Genomic DNA, 17,447 nt, shown 5'->3' on the forward strand with positions numbered 1-17,447 from the left:
GGCCGGGCGGGCGCTCACATGGCGTGGATGCGGCGGCCGGTGACACGCTGCGGGATGATCCGGATGAAGAGCTTGCGGTCGCCGCCCGCCCACGGGGTCACCTCCGCCCCGGCCACGCTGGCCGCCTCCTCCTCCGGCACGTGGTGCGCCGGCCCCTGCACCAGCACGCTCCACCCCTCCCGGTTGGCTTCGTCGATGTTGTCGATCTGGAAGGCGATGACCAGTTCGACGCCTTCCATCCCGGTACGCAGGTCCTGGTCCATGGCCCCGCCGACGGCCGTGACGAAGACGATCGCCCCTTCGTGCATCGTGTAGTTGACCGGCAGCACGGTCGGCCCGTACGAGCCGTTGAACGCCACCCGCCCGATGCCGCCGGGCGCGATCAGGCGCAGGCACTCGGCCTTGTCCATGGTCTCCAGCCTCGGGTGGGCCGTGGCGGGGCCGTACCCGGGCGGGCGGTCCTGGCCGCCGCCCAGCAGGTCCTCGGTGGTCGTGTCGAGGGCGTCGGCGAGCCGGAAGAGGGCTCCGTGGTCGGGATTGTCGGCGTTCTCCTCCAGATATTTCAGGTAACCGGGTGACATGTCCGCGCGCTCGGCGACCTGCTCCTGGGTCAGGCCGAGCCGCTCGCGGTGATGGATGATGCGACGGCCGAGATCGCCGGTGCCTGTCATGATCGGTTCTCCTCGCGTTATGGATGCGGGCGCGCTCGCCCGGTGAGGACCCGCCCCCGATGGACACCGCGACCGGTATGCCCCGGCTCGACGGGCAATGCCCCATGCGTGGACGGTACCCGCGCAGAAGCACCTCAGCCATGGCCGTACGACTCCGTGACAAGGGACCTTCGTCCCCCAGCTGGGTACGTCATCCTCGTACCGTCGGCACGTCACTGGAGGTATCCGCATGAGAGTGCTCGCCGTACGAGCCCTGCCGCTGCTGATCGTGCTGGGAATGGGTGCGGCGGGCTGCGCGGACCCCAGGCCGGCGGACCCCCGGCAGGCCGAGCCGCCCGCCACCGCCACCGCCATCCCTTCCGACCCGTCGCCGTCCACCGCCACTCCGGGCCCGGCCGAGACCCAGGCGGCGTCCCCCAGCCCGGGGGAGAGCCTGATCGCCGGTCGCTACCAACCCCTGTGGCCGTTCGCCGGCCCCGCGGAGGCCGCCAAGTGGCAGCGCGCCCACCAGGCCGACGGGACCGAGGCCTGGCACCTCGACGCCGCCCGCACCGCCGTCGCCTTCACCCGCGACTACCTCGGCTTCACCGAGATTGACCAGGCCGTCAAGGTCGTCCAGGACGGCGCGCACGCCCGGGTGCACGTCGGCTACCGCGCCGAGGAGGGGCCGAAGCCATTTGTGGCGGCCGTGGTGCACCTCATGCGGTACGGCCAGGGCAAGGACGCCCCCTGGGAGGTGGTCGGCACCGACGACACCTCGCTCACCCTCACCAGGCCCGCGTACGGCGCCTCCGCCTCCTCGCCGCTGACCGTCGGCGGGCGCATCACCGGCGTGGACGAGAGCATCAGGGTCCAGGTGCTCCACCCCGGCGCGGACGGCCCGCTGGGCGAGGTGTGCTGCCTGAGCGCCGGCGGGCAGAAGGCGGCCTGGTCGGCGAAGGTGGACTTCGCGGCCAGGCCGGGCGGGACGCTGACCGTCGTGGCCTCAACCGGCGGCCACGTCGCGACCGTCGAACGCTTCGCCGTCACGGGCGTGACCGTGCCACGCTGAGCAAGTCACGGGAGTCCGCGGCGGCGCTGAGCAAGCTACGGGAGTCCGCGGCGGCGCTGAGCAAGCTACGGGAGTCCGCGGCCGCGTTGAGCACCCTCCGGGGAGTCCACGGCCTGAGCACGCTCCGGGGAGTTCGCGGCCGCGCTGAGCACCCCTGCGGCCGCGGGTGAGCCCGGCTCCGGGGGGGCCGTTAGCATCTCGCCCATGGAACTGCGGCAGCTCGAATACTTCGTGGCCGTCGCCGAGGAGGCGGGCTTCACCAAGGCCGCCGCCCGGCTGCACGTCGCCCAGCCGGGCGTCAGCGCGCAGATCCGCCAGCTCGAACGCGAGCTGGGCGAGCCGCTGTTCGACCGGTCAGGGCGCGCCGTTCGGCTGACGGCGGTCGGCGAGGCGGTGCTCCCGTACGCGCGGGCCGCGCTGGCGGCGGTCTCCGGGATCCGGCTGGTCACCGACGAGCTCACCGGGCTGCTGCGCGGCCGGGTCGTGATGGGCGGCGTCTCCACGCCCTCGGTGCTCGACCTGCCCGGCATGCTCGCCTCCTTCCACGACCGCTTCCCCGCCGTGGAGATCGCGCTGGTGGAGAACGACCCGGAGTCGCTGCTCGACGGCATCACCGGCGGGCGGCTCGACCTCGGCCTGCTCGGGCTCGGCGCCCCGCTGCCGCCTGGCGTGGCGGTGCAGGTCGTCGTGGACCAGAGGCTGGTAGCGGTCGTGCATCCGGATCACGAGCTGGCCGGCGCCCGCTCGGTCACGGTGAACGAGCTGGAGGGCCGGCGGCTGGTCTGCCTGCCCATCGGCACCGGGCTGCGGGCCGCGCTGGAGGAGGCGTGCGCGCGGGCGGGGTTCGCGCCGCAGGTGGCGTACGAGGCCAGCGAGCCGTACGTGCTGGGGCAGCTGGCCGCGCGCGGGCTGGGCCTGGCCGTGCTGCCCGAGTCGGCGGTCGCCGCCGCCGCGTCCGAGCTGCGCGTCCTGGAGCTCACCGAGCCGGCCATGCGCGGGCGGATGGGCGTCGTGTGGCGCGCAGAAGGCCCCAGGAGCCCCGCGGCCAGGGCGTTCATCGAGCACGCCCGCCGCCACCTGCCCGACCTCGGGACGCCCGACGGCGCCGCCGCTTCCGCCGGCTGACGAAGGCGCCTCCGGCGAGCAGCCCCGAGCCGGGAGGTGGGCGGCCCTCGTACGTTCGATGCCCGACTCCGCGACGCTCCGGTCCAAGACAGGATCGAAACCCCCTCTGACAGGGGATGATCGTCGAAAGGACGACCCTGCGAGGTGCGCATGAGCCACGTGGAAGACCCGGAGCGCGAGTCTCTGGCGGAGCTGGCCCGCAGACACGGGCTGCGGCCCGCCATCGCGCGGCCCGGATTCACCGTCTACCTCCGCCAGCTCTGGGAGCGGCGGCACTTCGTGCTGACGTACGCGACCTCGCGCAACGTCTCCAAATACTCCGGCTCGGCGCTCGGGCAGCTGTGGCAGGTGATCACGCCGCTGCTGAACGCCGCCATCTACTACGTGATGTTCGGTCTCATCCTGGGCGGCAGCCGGGGCATCGAGAACTACACCGCGTTCCTGCTGACCGGCATGTTCGTCTTCACCTACACCCAGCGCACGGTCTCCGCCGGCGCCAAGTCGATCTCCGGCAACCTGTCGCTGATCCGCGCCCTGCACTTCCCGCGCGCCTCGCTGCCGCTGGCATACACGATCCAGGAGCTGCAGCAGCTCGCCATCTCGATGGGCGTGCTGCTGCTCATCGTGGTCATCACCGGGGAGCTGCCGAGCTGGTTCTGGCTGATGATCCCGCTCGTGCTGGTGCTGCAGACGATGTTCAACGTCGGGGCGGGGCTGATCCTGGCGCGGGTCGGCGCGTCGATGCGCGACCTCAACCAGTTGCTGCCGTTCATCATGCGTACGTGGCTGTACGCCTCGGGCGTGTTCTTCGCCATCCACGACAAGGTGGTCGGCAGCGCGGGGCTGCCGGAGTGGGTGGCCACGGTGATGTACCTGAACCCGGCGGCCTCCTACATCGAGTGGATGCGCGACATCCTCATCCCCGGCCACGCGCCGCCGCCGCTGGTGTGGCTGTCGTGCCTGGTGTGGGCGTTCGTCGCGCTCGTGGCCGGGTTCTGGTACTTCTGGCGGGCCGAGGACCGCTACGGACGGGGCTGAGCCGCCCGACGAGGGCGGCTCAGCCCTTACGGCGGGCGTCGAACAAGGGCCTGATCTGCTCCTTCTTGCCGGCCTTGATCAGGGTTTCGACGACCCTGCCCTTGAGGTCGACGACGCCGAAGCCGTCGCGCACGGGGGCGAGCAGGTGTTTCTCGTCGTACCAGCCGAGCACCGGGCCCCACACGGGGCTGAAGGTGGTCTTGAGGCGGGTGACGGCCCGGCCGGTGGCGGTGTCCCAGACGCAGGCCGACCGCTCCAGGGAGGTGCAGGCGGTGACGAAGCGACGGCCCGACGGGGAGAACGTGCCCAGGCCGTGGCCGACGGGACGGCCGCGTACGTGCCAGGTGCGCTCGACGGCGCCTTCGAGGTCGTACCGGCGCACGGAGGTCCTGCCGTTCTTGCCCCACCGCACCACCAGGCCCTTGCTGTCGCGCGTCCACTGGAAGCCGCCCACCGTGATGAGCGCCTTCTCGATGCGGACGAAACGCGGGCGCAGCGAGGGGACGTCGATGAGCACCACGCCCGCCGAGCGCGGCTCGAAGCCAGGCTCGAAGACGTTGACCAGCAGGGTGCGGCCGTCGGGGGACCACGTGGGCCACAACGTGTTGAGATATCCGCTGCCGCGCTCGGGATCCTCGGCGACGGGCAGCTCGACCTCGGTCTTCCTGCCGCTCTCGCGGTCGGCGAACCGTACCGAGGGCCGGCGGTCCGGGTACCGCTGATTCAGCAGGACGGCCTCCCAGCGCCCGCCGGGCGAGACGGTGACGTCGCCGTCGGCCTTGACGAACGCGCGCCGGGCCGGGCTCCAGCTCCACGCCGTCGGCCGCCGCCTGGGGAGGAGCTGGAGTAGGCGGTGAGCTGGACAGGCCGGCGGGGCTGATTGGGCTGATTGGGCTGGTTGGGTGCCGAGCGTGGCGGCCAGGGTCAGGCGGCTAAGTTCATGATCATGTCGACTCCCCGGGGCGGATTCGATCCCGGGACACTACAAGATCGTCCACGCGGTCGATCCCCGGTAAGGGGATGAAACGGGGGAGGCGGGCGGGTTGGATGGTGCGACGCCCTGGAACCGCCGGGGCCCCGTCACGAGGAGAGCCGTCCCATGAGCACCAACGCAGACCCCAAGGGCCGGCCCGCCGTCCGGCAGCTCAGGCTGGTGGTCGAGGCCGAGGACTACGAGGCCGCGCTGGCCTTCTACCGCGACGTCCTGGGCCTGCCCGAGGAGGCCGCCTTCACCGCGGACGGCGGCGCGCGGGTGGCCATCCTGGACGCCGGCCGGGCCACGCTGGAGATCGCCAACCCGGCGCAGAAGCGGATGATCGACGAGGTCGAGGTTGGCCGGCAGGTGGCGCCGAAGCTGCGGGTCGCGTTCGAGGTGGACGACGCCGAGGAGGCGACCGGCCGGCTCGTGTCGGCGGGCGCCACCGAGGTCGCGCCACCCACGCTCACCCCCTGGCAGTCGCTCAACTCCCGCCTCGACGCGCCCGCCGGCCTGCACATCACGCTCTTCCAGGAGCTGACCTCTCAGGAGGAACGGGAGCGCATGGACGGCTTCGGCAAGGAGTCGTGACGCCGCAGGTGGGCCGGCGGATGCGATGAACACGGCGTTGTGACGGCAGGGGCCGGTCGGTGCGTGCGATGACGCGGGGCACACCTGGGGCGGGTATTTGTGCGCGGTTCACCGGTGTGACGGGACGTTACCTTCCCTGGGTGCACGTGAGCCGGTGGGCGCCGCCTCGGCCAGCGACGGGCGTGCCGCGCCTCCCGCGATCCCGCGAGGGGCATCGCATCCAACACCTTGGAGAATCGCAATGACCATGCCGTCAACCGTCCCGACCCGCAGTGCCGGGCGCCGGCGTCGCATCGTGCTGACCGCCGCGGCGACCGCGGTGGCCGCGGGCGCGCTGCTGGCGGGCAACGCCACGTCGGCCGAGGCGGTGCCGCCGGAGGTGATCAGCCGCTGGAACAACCTGCTGATCCACTCCAACAGCCTCAGCCCCGGGTTCAACCAGTTCCTGGCGACCGGGCCGTACACGATCACCGCCAAGCTCACGGCCGTCAACACCGGCTCCGCGGCGATCGACTACACGTGCCTGATCAGCGCCGCCGGCGGCGCCGACACCGACAGGACGGACGTCACCCTGCCCGCCAACGGCAAGGTGAGCATCTTCCTGAACGTCGTGCACAACTACACCAGCGCCGGCCAGCTCAGCTTCGGCTGCACCAAGCCGGGAGGCACGGCGCAGGTGCGGATGCAGCAGGTGAAGATCACCGCGGTCAAGGTCAACTCGCTGGACAACCAGCCGTTCTGACCCTGATCCCAACGAACCCGGAGGCGCCGCACCGTGGCGCCTCCGGGTTTCCCATCGGTAAGGGGAGGCGTCCCGCCGGCGCGGTGGGACGCCTCCCCGCCCCCGTGCTACTTCATGGCCCGGCGCGCCCGGTCGGAGTGGCCGTTGTGCGGCGTCTCGACGAGCGGCGTGTCCACGAGGTGCTCGACCAGGAACCAGGTCTGCAGCTCGCCCGTGCGGATGACCCCGGAGACCAGCAGGTCGTTGGTGCCGTCGTCGCCCATCTCCTCGGCCCGCGCTGCGGCGTCGTGGCAGGCCACGAGGATGGTCTCGTGGGCCTCGATCAGCCGCGAGAGCATCGCCGGCACCTCTTCGGCGCCGTTCGGCGGGCGCGGGATGACCGTGATCTCCGCGACGTGCCGCGGGTCGCCGACCGCGATGCCGCCCAGGGTCTGGACGCGCTCCGCGAGCTGGTCCACGAGTTCGAGCTGCTCGCCGGCGTGCTTGTCCAGCAGCAGGTGCAGCTGGTAGAAGGTCGGGCCGCGCATCAGCCAGTGGTGTTTCTTGTACAGGGCGTACAGGATCTGGGTGTCGGCCAGGATCTGGTTGAGCCGTCCGCACGAGTAGGCGCGGGCCTCGTCCGACAGGCCCAGCGGCCACGACCGGACCGTGCCGAACTCCTGGATCTGGGTGCCGTCCACGTGCAGCCAGGGCTGGCTGCTCGTCGTCTTCCTCGACGCTTTGCTGGTGGTGCTGCTGCCTTTGGCGGGCACGATCATCTCCCGGTGCGGTGGTTTTGAGCCGATATGACGACGAACCTTCCCGTATGTCCGCCCGTCGGAGCCCAGCCCAGGCCCAACGCCTGGCAAAACTTGTTCCACCCCGGCGCTCCCGCCGACCGGATGGTCAGCCGTCCGCGGCGGCGAGCCGGTCGAGCCACTCCTTCAGCAGCTCTCGTTCCGGGCCGCTGAGCGTGGTCTGCTCGGGCAGGGTCGCGCGCAGGGCGCGGGCGGCGCCGGCCGGGCCCGCGTCGTGTACGGCGGGCTCCAGGACGGTCACCGCGGTGACCATCGACTCCCTGAGCGTGCTCAGCAGCGCCGGATCGCGCTGCCCCTCGGGCAGGGACAGCCAGGTGAGCACCGCCCCGCGCGCCGTGGCGTGGATGATCGCGACCGCGAGCTCCTCGCCGACCCGCAGCCAGCCGCCGGCGGCCAGGCGGCGGATGCGGCCCTTGAGGATCTCCATGCCGGCCTGGAAGGCGGGGGAGGCGGAGCTGGTCGGCTCGCCGTACATGAGCGTGTAGAGGGCGGGGTTGGACAGGCCGAACTCGACCGCCAGGTCCCAGCCCGCCCGCAGGTCCTCGATGGGGTCCGGCGGGTCGGGGCCGACCCGCTTGGAGGCGAGGAACATGGCGAAGCCGTGTTCGGCGACCGCTTCGAGCAGCCCCTCCTTGTCGCCGAACAGCCGGTAGATGGCCGGCGCCTGCACGCCCGCCGCGACCGCGACGGCACGGGTGGTGACGGCGTCGCGGCCCTCGCGTGCCAGCAGTCCGGCGGCGGCCTCGATGACCCGCTGCCGGGTCTGCTCGCGGCCGGCGAGCGCGGCGTCGGAGTCGTCGGCGGGTGGAGGTGATGGCATGTATCAACGATATCGCACTCTTGATTCCGTCGTTAATATCAGTGATACGGTGAAAATGTTTCCACCGGAATCATTGGAGTGCATCATGATCATCGTGACCGGAGCCACGGGGTTGCTCGGACGTCAGATCGTCGAGCGGCTGCTGGCTCGCGTACCGGCCGGCCGGATCGGCGTCAGCGTCCGCGACCCGCGGAAGGCGGGGACGCTCGCCGCCCAGGGCGTACGGGTCCGGCAGGGCAGCTTCGCCGACGCCGGCAGCCTGGCCCACGCCTTCGAGGGCGCCACCCAGGTGCTGATCGTCTCCGTCGACCTGATGGGGGAGGAGGCCGTGCGCCTGCACCGTACGGCGATCGGCGCCGCCGTCGCGGCCGGGGCCCGCCGCGTCCTCTACACCAGCCACATGAGCGCCGCCGCCGCGTCGCGCTTCCAGCCCTGCCGCGACCACGCCGCCACCGAGGACGCGCTGCGGGCCTGCGGCGTGCCGTTCACGTCCCTGCGCAACGGCTTCCACGCCAGCAGCGCGCTGCGCTTCTTCGGGGACGCGCCCCGGACGGGGCGGGTCGACCTCCCGTCGGACGGGCCGGTCACCTGGACCGCCCATGAGGACCTCGCCGAGGCCGCCGCCGTCATCCTGGCCGACGAGGGCCGCTTCGACGGCCCCACACCCCCGCTCACGGCGGCGCGGGCGCTGACCTACGCCGACATCGCCGGCCTCGCCGCCGAGCTCACCGGCCGCCCGATCACCAGGAACACGGTGCCCGACGAGCGGTTCCTGCACGGGATGACCGGCCACGGCGTCCCGGCCGAGCTGGCGGAGCAACTGCTCGGCGCCTTCACCGCCGCCCGCGCCGGCGAGTTCGCCACCACGGACCCGACCCTGGCCACCCTGCTCGGCCACGCCCCCACCGACATGAGCACCCTCCTGCGCCGCCACCTGTCCACCCCCGCCCCGAGCGCCGCCCGGTAGGGATTGCGGCGACACGCCTTGGGGTCACAGGGAAGTCGTCTCGTGGATGATGAAGCCGACGTAGCTCTCGGAAGGGGTCATTCCACGGGTGAGCATCCAGTGGACGCGGCCGGCCCCGGTCAGCGCGAGCGTCGCCAGGTAGCCGAAGTCGACGTCGGCGGTCTCGAACCGGCCGTCGAGGCCGTCCAGGTAGTGGGGGAGATGCCGCCCGAGCGTGGTGAGCGCCAGTGAGGCCAGGTCGGCGCCGACCGGGCCGATCCCCAGGGTGGCCCAGTCCAGCACGACGGTGGTGCGGCCGTCCTTCGAGGCTCTGAGGTTGCCGAGGGAGAAGTCGCCGTGCACGAGGACCTGCGGCAGCCGGGACAGCCGCCGCACCAGGTCACCGCGCCGGTCCCAGAGCGCCGGGATCCTCGGATGCACGTCCAGTCCGGTCCAGTCCAGGTCGCTGACCGCGATGCGCTGGGCGAGCTGGTGCCCGGACAACCACGGCAGGTCCGGGGCCGTGGCACCGGCCTGCCAGCGGCCCAACCGGTGCGCGGCCGTGGCCGGCGTCTCCGGTGTGCCGCCCACGTCGGCCAGGTAGACGCTGTCACCGACGACGCCGTAGCAGCGGGGTGCGGCCAGACCCGGCCCTGAGGGCAGCAGCCCGCCGGCATAGGCGAGCGGTTCGCGCCGCCAGTAGGCCCAGTGGCGCGGATCGGCGGCGCCGGCCGCGTGCCGTCCTGACGTCACCGGCTCGGCGGACTTGTGGATCACCGTGAAAGGGATCCGCCGGTCGCCGAGCCGTGCAGTGCCCGACAGCCGCCGCACCGCGCCGGTGGCGGCGCCCGAGCCGCCGGAGACCGGTTCGCTCCGGCACGACACCAGCGAGCCGCCCGGACGGCCCAGCAACTCGTCCAGCACCGTTGAAGGGAGGTGACTCGTCACTTACGGCACGGTAAGTGATCGCACCGCTGCCCTGCCTTCAATTTTCCGGCCGGGGCCCGGGCAGGGGCGCGGGTGCGGCCGCGGCCCTGCCCGGGAAGGTGTCAGACGCGGTCGGCGGCGATCAGCAGGTACTGGAAGCTGCCCCCCTTGTACGCCTCCAGGAACGCCTCCTCGATCCCCGTCGCCAGGTGCGTCCTGGCCCGCAGCTCCCAGTACGGGATGGTGGCGGGCGTGAGGTCCACCACGCTGACCGGCACGAGGCGGTTGGCCGCCAGCTCCTTGAAGTACGTGCTGCGCGAGTGGATGTCGCAGATGTAGTGGGCGTTGATCTGGCTGATCGCCCTGGACGGCAGGCCGTAGGCGTCGTTGTAGCACCCGGTGATGCACACGTACCGCCCGCCACGCCGCAGCAGACGGGCGTGCTCGGCGAACAGCAGCGACAGCTCCACGTACATGGTGCTCTCGTTGTTCCAGCTCGCCTGGAAGGCGCCGGTCTCGAAGCCGGTGTCGAGCATGTTGCGGAAGTGGAAGCGCACCCGGTCGTCCACGCCGCGCTCCTTGGCCTGCTGGTTGGCGAAGGCGACCTGGGACTCGGAGATGGACACGCCGTCGACCTGGCAGCCGAAGCGCAGGTTGGCCAGGATGCTGGAGCCGCCCCGGCCCGAGCCGGCGTCCAGGACGCGGTGCTCGGGGCGCAGCGGCCCGAGGTGGGCCATCAGCGTGTGCGCCTGCGCGCTCTCCAGCCGGTGCAGCTCCTGGACGACGCGTTCCTCCTTCGACTCGGCGGGGGCGTCCAGGACCGACCAGTCCACGTCGCCGATGCCGTAGTGGTGGTGGTAGAGGCCGTCCACCTCCCCCAGCCGCAGGTTGACGGGGTTTTCCTCGGTGTTCCAGTAGTCGGCGACGGACTGCTGGTAGAGGCTGCTCAGGACGGGCGAGGCGTTGGACGTGACGGTCACAGCGGGCTCCTTGGCATCAGGTGGGTCGTCAGGACTGGTAGCGGCTGGTGCTCTGGTGCCACTCGAGGCCCCCGGCCATCCACGCCTGCGCGCCGCGCAGGAAACGCTTGAGCTCGGGGGAGGGGAGGGCGGCCAGCGAGCGCTGGCTCTGCTCGAACCCGCGCACGAAGTGGTTGTGCAGGTGGACGGTGCGTTCGGTGGCCTCGCGGATCGAACAGCCCTCCTCGGCGGCCATCAGCAGGATCACGTTGGAGTCGGGCAGCTCGTCCGCGGCCTCCCGCTCCACCGAGTGCAGGTCGTTGACCAGCACGCTCGCGGTGCCGGCCTGCATCAGCGCGGTGTGGAAGCGCGGCTCGCCGAACAGGTTCGCGGGCAGCTCGTAACCGCCGACGACGTCGATGAGGACCATGGAGGTGTAGAAGCTGTCGTGCTGGCGGGCCGCGAGGTAACGCCACACGGGCGGCGGCGTCTCCAGGTAGCGCCAGGCGGCGTAGGCGGCCCAGCTCACGTACATCTGACTCGTGATGCCGCGGATCCGCATCACCTGCGCGGGGGTGGAGTGGCGGGCCGCGTGGCTGGTGGCCGAGCGCAGCGCGACCAGGACGGGATCGCTCCTGATGTGCTCCTCCAGCTGCTCGGTGTAACGACCGGCGTCGGGCGGCGGGTCCATGGCCGAGGTGACCAGCGCCAGCCGGGGTGGCAGCTCCGTGGGGGTCGCGCCGAGGTCGCTCTCGTCGGCGTAGTAGTCGTCGGCCGCCCACCACGCCGCGTTGAGCTGGGCGGCGATCAGCAGGTGGTCGGGGTCGTCGCTGTCGGCGTGGGTGAGCATGGCCAGCCGCCCGTAGCCGGTGGCGGCGAACTGCTCCATCCGCCCCTCGTGGACGCCGGTCCGCTCGGCCCACGCCACCAGGCGCCGGTCGACCTCCGCGCCGAGGTCGTCGTCGACGCGAACGGTCTCGGGCACGTACAGCGGCGGGTAGGTGCCGTCGCCCCACTCCCGCTCGCGGCAGGCCAGCGGGGCGAGGCTGAGGCCGCGGTCGCCGCCGGTCGCGCGCGGCCCGCCGGGGACGCCGTCCTCGTGCCCGTCGCCCTCCTCGAAGCCCGGCCGGTACGGCCGCAGCGCCGAGCGCAGGCTCAGCGTGTACGCCCCCAGCCCCGTGGGCCCGGCCGGCACCGGCGTCGCGGAGGGATCGAATGCGGAGAAGTCGAACATGTCGCGTCTCTTCCTAAGCTCGGCGGTCAGGAACGCGGGGCCGCGATGTCGACGTCCTCCAGGATCCCGATCGCGTCGGGCACCAGCACCGCCACCGAGTAGTAGGCGCTGACCAGGTAGGACATGACGGCCTGTTCGTTGATGTCCATGAAGCGCACGTTGAGGCCGGGCTCGTACTCCTCGGGGATGCCGGTCTGGTGCAGGCCGACGACCCCCTGATCGTCCTCGCCCGTACGCAGGGCCAGGATCGAGGTGGTGCGCCCCTCGGAGATCGGGATCTTGCCGCAGGGGAAGATCGGGATGCCGCGCCAGGCGGGCACCTCGTGGCCGTTGACCTCGGTGCTGCCCACGACCAGCCCGCGCTTGTTGCACTCGCGGAAGAACGCGGCGATGGCCTTGGGATGGGCCAGCAGCAGGCGGGTCTTACGGCGCATCGCGATCAGCTCGTCGAGGTCGTCGGGCGTCGGCGGCCCTGACCAGGGGTAGATCCGCTGGTCGTAGTCGGTGTTGTGGAGCAGCCCGAACTCGCGGTTGTTGAGCAGCTCCCACTCCTGGCGCTCACGCAGCTCGTGGATCGTCAGGCGGAGCTGCTGCTCGATCTGGTTCATCGGGTCGTTGTAGAGGTCGGCCACCCGGGTGTGCACGCGCAGGATGGTCTGCGCGACGCTGAGCTCGTATTCGCGCGGGTGCAGGTCATAGTCGACGAACGTGCCGTCGATGACGGGCTCGCCGGTGTGGCCGGCCGACACGGCCACCGCCGCCTCGCCGCGCCGGTTGACCGGCCGCCGCAGGCTCTCGCGGTAGCGGGCGACGTGCTCGCGCAGCGCGGGGGAGCGCTCGGCCAGCCGGCGCAGCTCGTCGCGCGGCGCGAACAGGATCGTGCAGGCCGTCGCCGTCCGGTACGTGCACGGCCAGCGCGGGTCGTCCTGGGTGAGGGCCTCGGTGCCGAACTGGTCGCCGCCGGCGATGACGCCGAGGAACTGGGCGTTGCCGTAGCTGCCGGTGGCCAGCCGCTCGACCCGGCCGTGGGCGATCACGCCCGCCTCGTTGACCGGATCGCCCGCCCTGACCACGACCTCGCCGGCCCGGTATTCGCGCGCCGCGAACGACTCCGCCACGGCCGCCAGCACGCCCGCGTCGCCGAAGCCGCGCAGCGCGGGGATCTCCGTCAGCGTCTCCGGCACGATCCGCACGTCGTCGGCCCCGCCCAGCGTCACGGCCACGCGCCCGCGCCCGGCCCGGTGCGTCAGCCGGCGGTTCACGCGGTAGGTCCCGCCCCGCACGTCCACCCAGGGCAGCATGCGCAGCAGCCAGCGCGAGCTGATGGCCTGCATCTGCGGGCGGGTCTTGGTGGTGGTGGCCAGGTTGCGCGCGGCCCGCGTGTCCAAACTCAGCCGAGTGTCCGTGGGCTCGGTGGGCATTGCTCCTCCGGGGGGTCGGGCAAGCGGTCGCTACTTAACGTAGTTATACGGACACTCAGCGTAGAGTATCTCGGCAGTGAGGAATGCTGTCCCGGCGTAAGGGCGATGTGACCGTACGGCCACTTACGGGCCGGGCGTCGGCGCGGCCAGTTGCGCGGCCAGGGCGGACACCTGCCGGCGCAGCTCCTCGTCGGCCCAGAAACCGGTGTGGGCGCCGACTCGCGGCAGCGGCTGGCCGTACAGGAAACGGCTGGTCGGAGGGTCGGGCAACTGCTCGTCCACCGTCCCGCTCATCTTCACAGGGCCGCCGATGTAGTCCGTGTCGCACCAGAAGTTCCGCCAGTACGCCACCTTGATCCCCGGCCCGTACGCCAGCCGCCGGAACAACCCGTCGCCGAAGTACGCGGGAAAGCCCCAGGCGTACAGCGTGCGCAGCGGCGAGCCGAAGGTGACCAGCGCCACCCGGTCGCCGACAGGACGGGCGTCGGCCTGCGCGAGCGCCGCGACGGCGATGATCGAGCCTTGGCTGTGCGCGGCCAGGAGCGGGGTCCCGCCGTTGTCGTGCAGCCACCACAGCCGCCGTTGCAGCTCGGGCACCGCCCGCTCGGCGTACGACGGCGGCGCGAGCGGATGGGAGTGACGCGGCCAGAACGTGGCCACGTCCCACAGCACCCCGATGGAACGGCGGTGACGCTCGTCCTTCCAGCCCAGCCGCAGCAGCACGAGCAGCAGGGCCGGCAGCAGCATGGCGGCCCCTGAACAGGCGGTGATCAGCCAGTTGGGGTTCGTCGGCGGGCCGCCGGACGTGCGCAGCCGCCACTGGATCCACACGAACAGCACGCCCCCGACCACCGCCACCGCCGTGAGCAGCAGATCGAGATCGCGCGGCGCCTGGGCCAGCCGCCGCGCCCTGGCCACCCGGCCGGGCCACTTACGCACCAGCCGCCGCTGCCACTCGGGCACGGGGCCGCGCTTGACCGTGGAGACCCACCACTCGGGGTGCGCCTCGCCGGCGACGTCACGCGGGCAGAAGTAGTCGAACACGGCCTGCCTGCCCGTCCACCCGCTGATCAGCAAGCGCACCAGCTGGTAGAGCACGAAGCAGGCCACCAGCAGCAGGGGGACGGCGACGAGGTACGGGGTGATGTTCCTGATCAGCGGGAACACCGCGATCGGCGTTTCGTTCCCCGGCGGCGTGGCGACGTCCAGGCAGCCGCCGAGCCACGGGTCGTGACAGGGCCGCAACGTGCCCAGCCATTCGGCCACGATCAGCAGCATGGCCAGCATGAACGTGTTGAGCACCGCCATGGCCACCCCGAGCACCACGAACGGCGCCGCCCATCGAAACCTCCCGTCTCCTCCTTCGGAGAGGGCGCCGGCCACGCCGACCGCGATCCCGAGCCCCGTGCCGATCCAGATCCACAGCGAGTCCGTGCCCCAGCGCGCCAGCACGGCCACCCCGCCGGCGAAGGCCGCACCCACCAGGACGGTGCGCCGGGCGGCCCCCGGCCAGTTCTCCCTGGTCCACGCGCCCGCGACCAGCGTGACGGGGACGAGGAAGAGCGTGAGGAAGACGACCCCGTACACCGCGTCCATGAAGACCTGCAAGCCGGGCAGCTCGTGCGGGCCCGCCCCCAGCGGATCCCCCGCCGGCCGGCTCACGGCCAGCACCGCCGCGCCCGCCATGGCCGCGCCCGCGACGCCCAGCAGCGCCCACGACCGCCACAGGTAGCGTTTGCCCACCGTGTCGGCGCGCAGCTCGATCGCGCACAGGGCGACGACCGCCGCCGGCACCGCCAGGAGCGGCCAGAGCCAGGCGACCTCCACCGGCCTGACGCCGTTGGCCGTCCACGCGACCAGCGCCGCGACGAGGGCGAGCGAGCCGGCGACATGCAGGCGGGTGAGGGCGCGGGTGTGCTGGACGCCGTTCCAGAACGCCGGGTCGCGCAGGCCGGGGAAACCGTTCGCCTGCTCGGGGCGCTCCTTGCCCGGTCCGGGAGCGGCCGGTTTGATCTGGTCGTAGCGGTTCTGGGTGGTGTGGGCGAGCAGGTACAGCACGCCGATCAGCAGCAGCGGCGCCAGCGCCCCCACCAGGATCCGCACCGCGGGCAGGTCCGGCGGCAGCACCCAGGCCGGCCACCGCGCGCACGAGGGCACTCCGCCGCACTGGTAGGCCACGTAGTCGATCGGTACGGCGGCGGCCAGCAGCACCAGGTTGAGCGTCAGGCCGAACGAGGCCAGCCGGGCCGCCCACCGGAACAGCCGGAACCGCACAGGGCGGTCGGCCAGCCACGGCGGGAACATGTGGGCCGCCATGTTGGCCAGCGCGAACGGCAACAGCACCAGCCACAGCACCCGCCACGAGCTGCCCGAGGTCAGGCCGCCCCACGAGTACGCCTCGACGTGCCGCCCGTCGCGGTCGGCCGTGCGGTAGAAGCCGGCGATGCGGTCGCCCGCGACCTGCGTGGGGGCGAGGTCGCCGAGCAGCGACGCGGGCGAGGTCCCGCCCACGCCGTGCAGGCGCAGCTCGGTCACCCCCGACAGGTCGTCCGGGTGGTGACCGGTGACGTGGGACGTGTGCTGCGACATGGCGCGCCACCTCTCCCTCGGCGGGGGACTCCATGATGAGTCCGCCGGGCGCGCGCCGCATGAGTAATGTTCGCCGACCGTTCCTGAGTACGGTCGGCGAGGTATGGCCGAGGCTCCCAGGATCGAGGGCTCCCGCGACGACACCCGGGGCTGGTGGGCCGAGGGCACCTGTGGGGAGGGCTCGCGCGACTGGGGCCCGGGGCTGGTGGGCCGAGGGCGCCCGCGACCGAGGCGAGCGGCTTACCAGCCCTGGCCGCGCAGGAAGACGGCGCAGCGGCGCGTCCAGTCGGCGGCGACGGGCTCCTCATCGGCCAGCCCGAGCCCGTGCCGGCCACTGGGATAGACGTGCACCTCCTGCCGGACCCCGTGCCGGGCCAGCGCCCGCGACAGCAGCAGGGTGTTGTCGAGCGGAACCCCGTCGTCGTCGGCCGTGTGCCACAGGAACGTCGGCGGCGTGTCAGGCCCGACCCGTCCGGGCAGCGACAACCGGGCCCGCAGCGACTCGGGCGCGTCCTCCCCGAGCAGGTTGGCCGCCGAGCCCAGGTGGGCGGCCGGACCGGTCAGCGTCGTGACGGGATAGCAGAGCACCGCCAGCCCGGGACGGGGATCGGCCGCGTCGATCGCGTCGTGCGGACCCTCCGCGAGCGCCGGGCCGGTCTCGGTGGCCAGCAACCCGGCCAGGTGCCCGCCCGCCGAGAAGCCGAGCACCCCGACGCGGGCCTGGTCGACGCCGTTGGCGGCGGCGTGGTGCCGGACCCAGCGCACGGCCCTGGCGGCGTCGAGGAGGGGGAGTGGGTGGCGGTGCGGCGCGATCCGGTAGCGCAGGACGAACGCGGCGATCCCCAGCGAGTTCAGCCACCGGGCCACCGGGGCGCCCTCGTGGTCGGCCAGGTGGTGGTACGCGCCGCCGGGGAACACGACGACAGCCGGGGCGGGCGCGCCCGCGCGTACGGGGAAGGCGGTGATGGCGGCCGCGCCGGTCTCCGGCCACAGGGGGTGCTCGCTCATGATCGGCCTCTCGTCTCGCTCGACGACGGATCGTAGCGAGCGAGGAGGCCGCGCCCGGACGCCGGGTCCACGGCCGGGCTACCGGATTTGTCGGTGGTGCTCCGGCCTTCAGACCGGGGGTGAAACGGACTCTTTCGCGTAGCGGGGCGGGAACAGCTGTTTCGCTGCCAGGCGGGCCGGTGTCGGCGTGGTCAGGCCGGGTGGTTTTGCTGCTCGATGTACTGGCGCACGCTCGCCAGCGGGCGCCTCCCACGCTCCCCCGCGAAGTATGAGCCGGACCACAGTTTGCTGGTTCGGTAGTAGTGGGCGGCCAGGTCGGGGAACTCTTGGCGCATCCGCCGGGACGCCACCCCCTTCAGTGAGTTGACCAGCTTGGACAGAGCGACCTTGGGCGGGAAGTTGACCAGCAGGTGGACGTGGTTGTCTGCGCCGTTGAACTCGGTCAGTTCGGTTTCGAAGTCCGCGATCCTGCAGGAGCAGGCGTCCGCCGCGATCACCCTGTGGAACTGCCTGCACGCCTATTGGACGCATTTTCCCGGCAGAAGGCCGACT

General features: G+C 72.3%; 16 protein-coding genes and 1 pseudogene. 6 read left to right on the forward strand and 11 right to left on the reverse strand.

Annotation, left to right across the window (positions count from 1 at the left end; genetic code table 11):
• Window positions 1–14 precede the first annotated feature (14 nt).
• Window positions 15–671, reverse strand: coding sequence for a pyridoxamine 5'-phosphate oxidase family protein (locus AB0C27_RS43410; protein WP_357857645.1), 657 nt, complete (start codon window positions 669–671; stop codon window positions 15–17).
• 229 nt (window positions 672–900) lie between these two features.
• Between AB0C27_RS43410 and AB0C27_RS43415 the strand changes: the two genes are divergently transcribed.
• The 3 genes from AB0C27_RS43415 (at window position 901) to AB0C27_RS43425 (ending at window position 3,885) form a co-directional block, all read left to right on the forward strand.
• On the forward strand, window positions 901–1,722 hold the full coding sequence (locus AB0C27_RS43415) for a hypothetical protein (protein WP_357857648.1): 822 nt from the start codon (window positions 901–903) through the stop codon (window positions 1,720–1,722).
• A gap of 204 nt (window positions 1,723–1,926) precedes the next feature.
• Entirely contained in the window at window positions 1,927–2,847 is a 921-nt protein-coding gene (locus AB0C27_RS43420) for a LysR family transcriptional regulator (RefSeq protein WP_357857651.1), read from the forward strand.
• Between the two features lie 150 nt (window positions 2,848–2,997).
• Complete coding sequence (locus AB0C27_RS43425; RefSeq protein WP_357857655.1) at window positions 2,998–3,885, forward strand: ABC transporter permease; 888 nt, start codon at window positions 2,998–3,000, stop codon at window positions 3,883–3,885.
• Between the two features lie 19 nt (window positions 3,886–3,904).
• Here the strand turns inward: AB0C27_RS43425 and AB0C27_RS43430 are convergent, their stop codons facing one another.
• A complete protein-coding gene (locus tag AB0C27_RS43430; protein WP_357857658.1) occupies window positions 3,905–4,486 on the reverse strand; it encodes a hypothetical protein in 582 nt (193 codons plus the stop codon).
• Between the two features lie 498 nt (window positions 4,487–4,984).
• Between AB0C27_RS43430 and AB0C27_RS43435 the strand changes: the two genes are divergently transcribed.
• Together AB0C27_RS43435 and AB0C27_RS43440 are read left to right on the forward strand one after the other, a co-directional pair.
• Window positions 4,985–5,452: a VOC family protein gene (locus tag AB0C27_RS43435; RefSeq protein WP_357857661.1), complete on the forward strand. Its 468-nt coding sequence runs from the start codon at window positions 4,985–4,987 to the stop codon at window positions 5,450–5,452.
• Window positions 5,453–5,693: 241 nt separating this feature from the next.
• On the forward strand, window positions 5,694–6,194 hold the full coding sequence (locus tag AB0C27_RS43440; RefSeq protein WP_357857664.1) for a hypothetical protein: 501 nt from the start codon (window positions 5,694–5,696) through the stop codon (window positions 6,192–6,194).
• Window positions 6,195–6,301: 107 nt separating this feature from the next.
• On the opposite strand, the gene AB0C27_RS43445 is transcribed toward AB0C27_RS43440, so the two are convergent.
• Entirely contained in the window at window positions 6,302–6,946 is a 645-nt protein-coding gene (locus tag AB0C27_RS43445) for a DNA starvation/stationary phase protection protein (RefSeq protein WP_357857667.1), read from the reverse strand.
• Window positions 6,947–7,079: 133 nt separating this feature from the next.
• Window positions 7,080–7,811 (reverse strand): TetR/AcrR family transcriptional regulator, encoded by a 732-nt coding sequence (locus AB0C27_RS43450; RefSeq protein ID WP_357857670.1) that lies wholly within the window; start codon window positions 7,809–7,811, stop codon window positions 7,080–7,082.
• 85 nt (window positions 7,812–7,896) lie between these two features.
• Between AB0C27_RS43450 and AB0C27_RS43455 the strand changes: the two genes are divergently transcribed.
• Window positions 7,897–8,778: an NmrA family NAD(P)-binding protein gene (locus AB0C27_RS43455; protein WP_357857673.1), complete on the forward strand. Its 882-nt coding sequence runs from the start codon at window positions 7,897–7,899 to the stop codon at window positions 8,776–8,778.
• 24 nt (window positions 8,779–8,802) lie between these two features.
• Here the strand turns inward: AB0C27_RS43455 and AB0C27_RS43460 are convergent, their stop codons facing one another.
• The 7 genes and pseudogenes from AB0C27_RS43460 to tnpA form a co-directional block, all read right to left on the reverse strand.
• Window positions 8,803–9,705, reverse strand: coding sequence for an aminoglycoside phosphotransferase family protein (locus tag AB0C27_RS43460; RefSeq protein ID WP_357857676.1), 903 nt, complete (start codon window positions 9,703–9,705; stop codon window positions 8,803–8,805).
• A 101-nt stretch (window positions 9,706–9,806) separates the two neighbouring features.
• A complete protein-coding gene (locus tag AB0C27_RS43465) occupies window positions 9,807–10,664 on the reverse strand; it encodes a geranyl diphosphate 2-C-methyltransferase (protein ID WP_346114055.1) in 858 nt (285 codons plus the stop codon).
• Window positions 10,665–10,692: 28 nt separating this feature from the next.
• Window positions 10,693–11,877, reverse strand: a complete 1,185-nt coding sequence (locus AB0C27_RS43470; RefSeq protein WP_357857680.1) for a family 2 encapsulin nanocompartment cargo protein terpene cyclase — start codon at window positions 11,875–11,877, stop codon at window positions 10,693–10,695.
• Between the two features lie 26 nt (window positions 11,878–11,903).
• Entirely contained in the window at window positions 11,904–13,298 is a 1,395-nt protein-coding gene (locus tag AB0C27_RS43475) for a family 2B encapsulin nanocompartment shell protein (protein ID WP_357857683.1), read from the reverse strand.
• A gap of 123 nt (window positions 13,299–13,421) precedes the next feature.
• Window positions 13,422–15,887, reverse strand: coding sequence for a hypothetical protein (locus AB0C27_RS43480; RefSeq protein WP_357857686.1), 2,466 nt, complete (start codon window positions 15,885–15,887; stop codon window positions 13,422–13,424).
• A 240-nt stretch (window positions 15,888–16,127) separates the two neighbouring features.
• On the reverse strand, window positions 16,128–16,895 hold the full coding sequence (locus tag AB0C27_RS43485; RefSeq protein ID WP_357857689.1) for an alpha/beta hydrolase: 768 nt from the start codon (window positions 16,893–16,895) through the stop codon (window positions 16,128–16,130).
• A 191-nt stretch (window positions 16,896–17,086) separates the two neighbouring features.
• Window positions 17,087–17,356 (reverse strand): annotated as a pseudogene (tnpA, locus tag AB0C27_RS43490) (IS200/IS605 family transposase); the annotation flags it as partial.
• Window positions 17,357–17,447: the final 91 nt, after the last annotated feature.

It is taken from the genome of Nonomuraea sp. NPDC048882 (genome assembly GCF_040649755.1).
In the GTDB taxonomy this organism is placed as follows: domain Bacteria; phylum Actinomycetota; class Actinomycetes; order Streptosporangiales; family Streptosporangiaceae; genus Nonomuraea; species Nonomuraea maheshkhaliensis.

Bases quoted from the DNA above. Each gene is read 5' to 3' on its own strand.
- AB0C27_RS43410 (WP_357857645.1), bottom strand. From the start codon at position 671: ATGACAGGCACCGGCGATCTCGGCCGTCGCATCATCCATCACCGCGAG.
- AB0C27_RS43415 (WP_357857648.1), top strand. From the start codon at position 901: ATGAGAGTGCTCGCCGTACGAGCCCTGCCGCTGCTGATCGTGCTGGGA.
- AB0C27_RS43420 (WP_357857651.1), top strand. From the start codon at position 1,927: ATGGAACTGCGGCAGCTCGAATACTTCGTGGCCGTCGCCGAGGAGGCG.
- AB0C27_RS43425 (WP_357857655.1), top strand. From the start codon at position 2,998: ATGAGCCACGTGGAAGACCCGGAGCGCGAGTCTCTGGCGGAGCTGGCC.
- AB0C27_RS43435 (WP_357857661.1), top strand. From the start codon at position 4,985: ATGAGCACCAACGCAGACCCCAAGGGCCGGCCCGCCGTCCGGCAGCTC.
- AB0C27_RS43440 (WP_357857664.1), top strand. From the start codon at position 5,694: ATGACCATGCCGTCAACCGTCCCGACCCGCAGTGCCGGGCGCCGGCGT.
- AB0C27_RS43450 (WP_357857670.1), bottom strand. From the start codon at position 7,811: ATGCCATCACCTCCACCCGCCGACGACTCCGACGCCGCGCTCGCCGGC.
- AB0C27_RS43455 (WP_357857673.1), top strand. From the start codon at position 7,897: ATGATCATCGTGACCGGAGCCACGGGGTTGCTCGGACGTCAGATCGTC.
- AB0C27_RS43470 (WP_357857680.1), bottom strand. From the start codon at position 11,877: ATGTTCGACTTCTCCGCATTCGATCCCTCCGCGACGCCGGTGCCGGCC.
- AB0C27_RS43475 (WP_357857683.1), bottom strand. From the start codon at position 13,298: ATGCCCACCGAGCCCACGGACACTCGGCTGAGTTTGGACACGCGGGCC.
- AB0C27_RS43480 (WP_357857686.1), bottom strand. From the start codon at position 15,887: ATGTCGCAGCACACGTCCCACGTCACCGGTCACCACCCGGACGACCTG.
- AB0C27_RS43485 (WP_357857689.1), bottom strand. From the start codon at position 16,895: ATGAGCGAGCACCCCCTGTGGCCGGAGACCGGCGCGGCCGCCATCACC.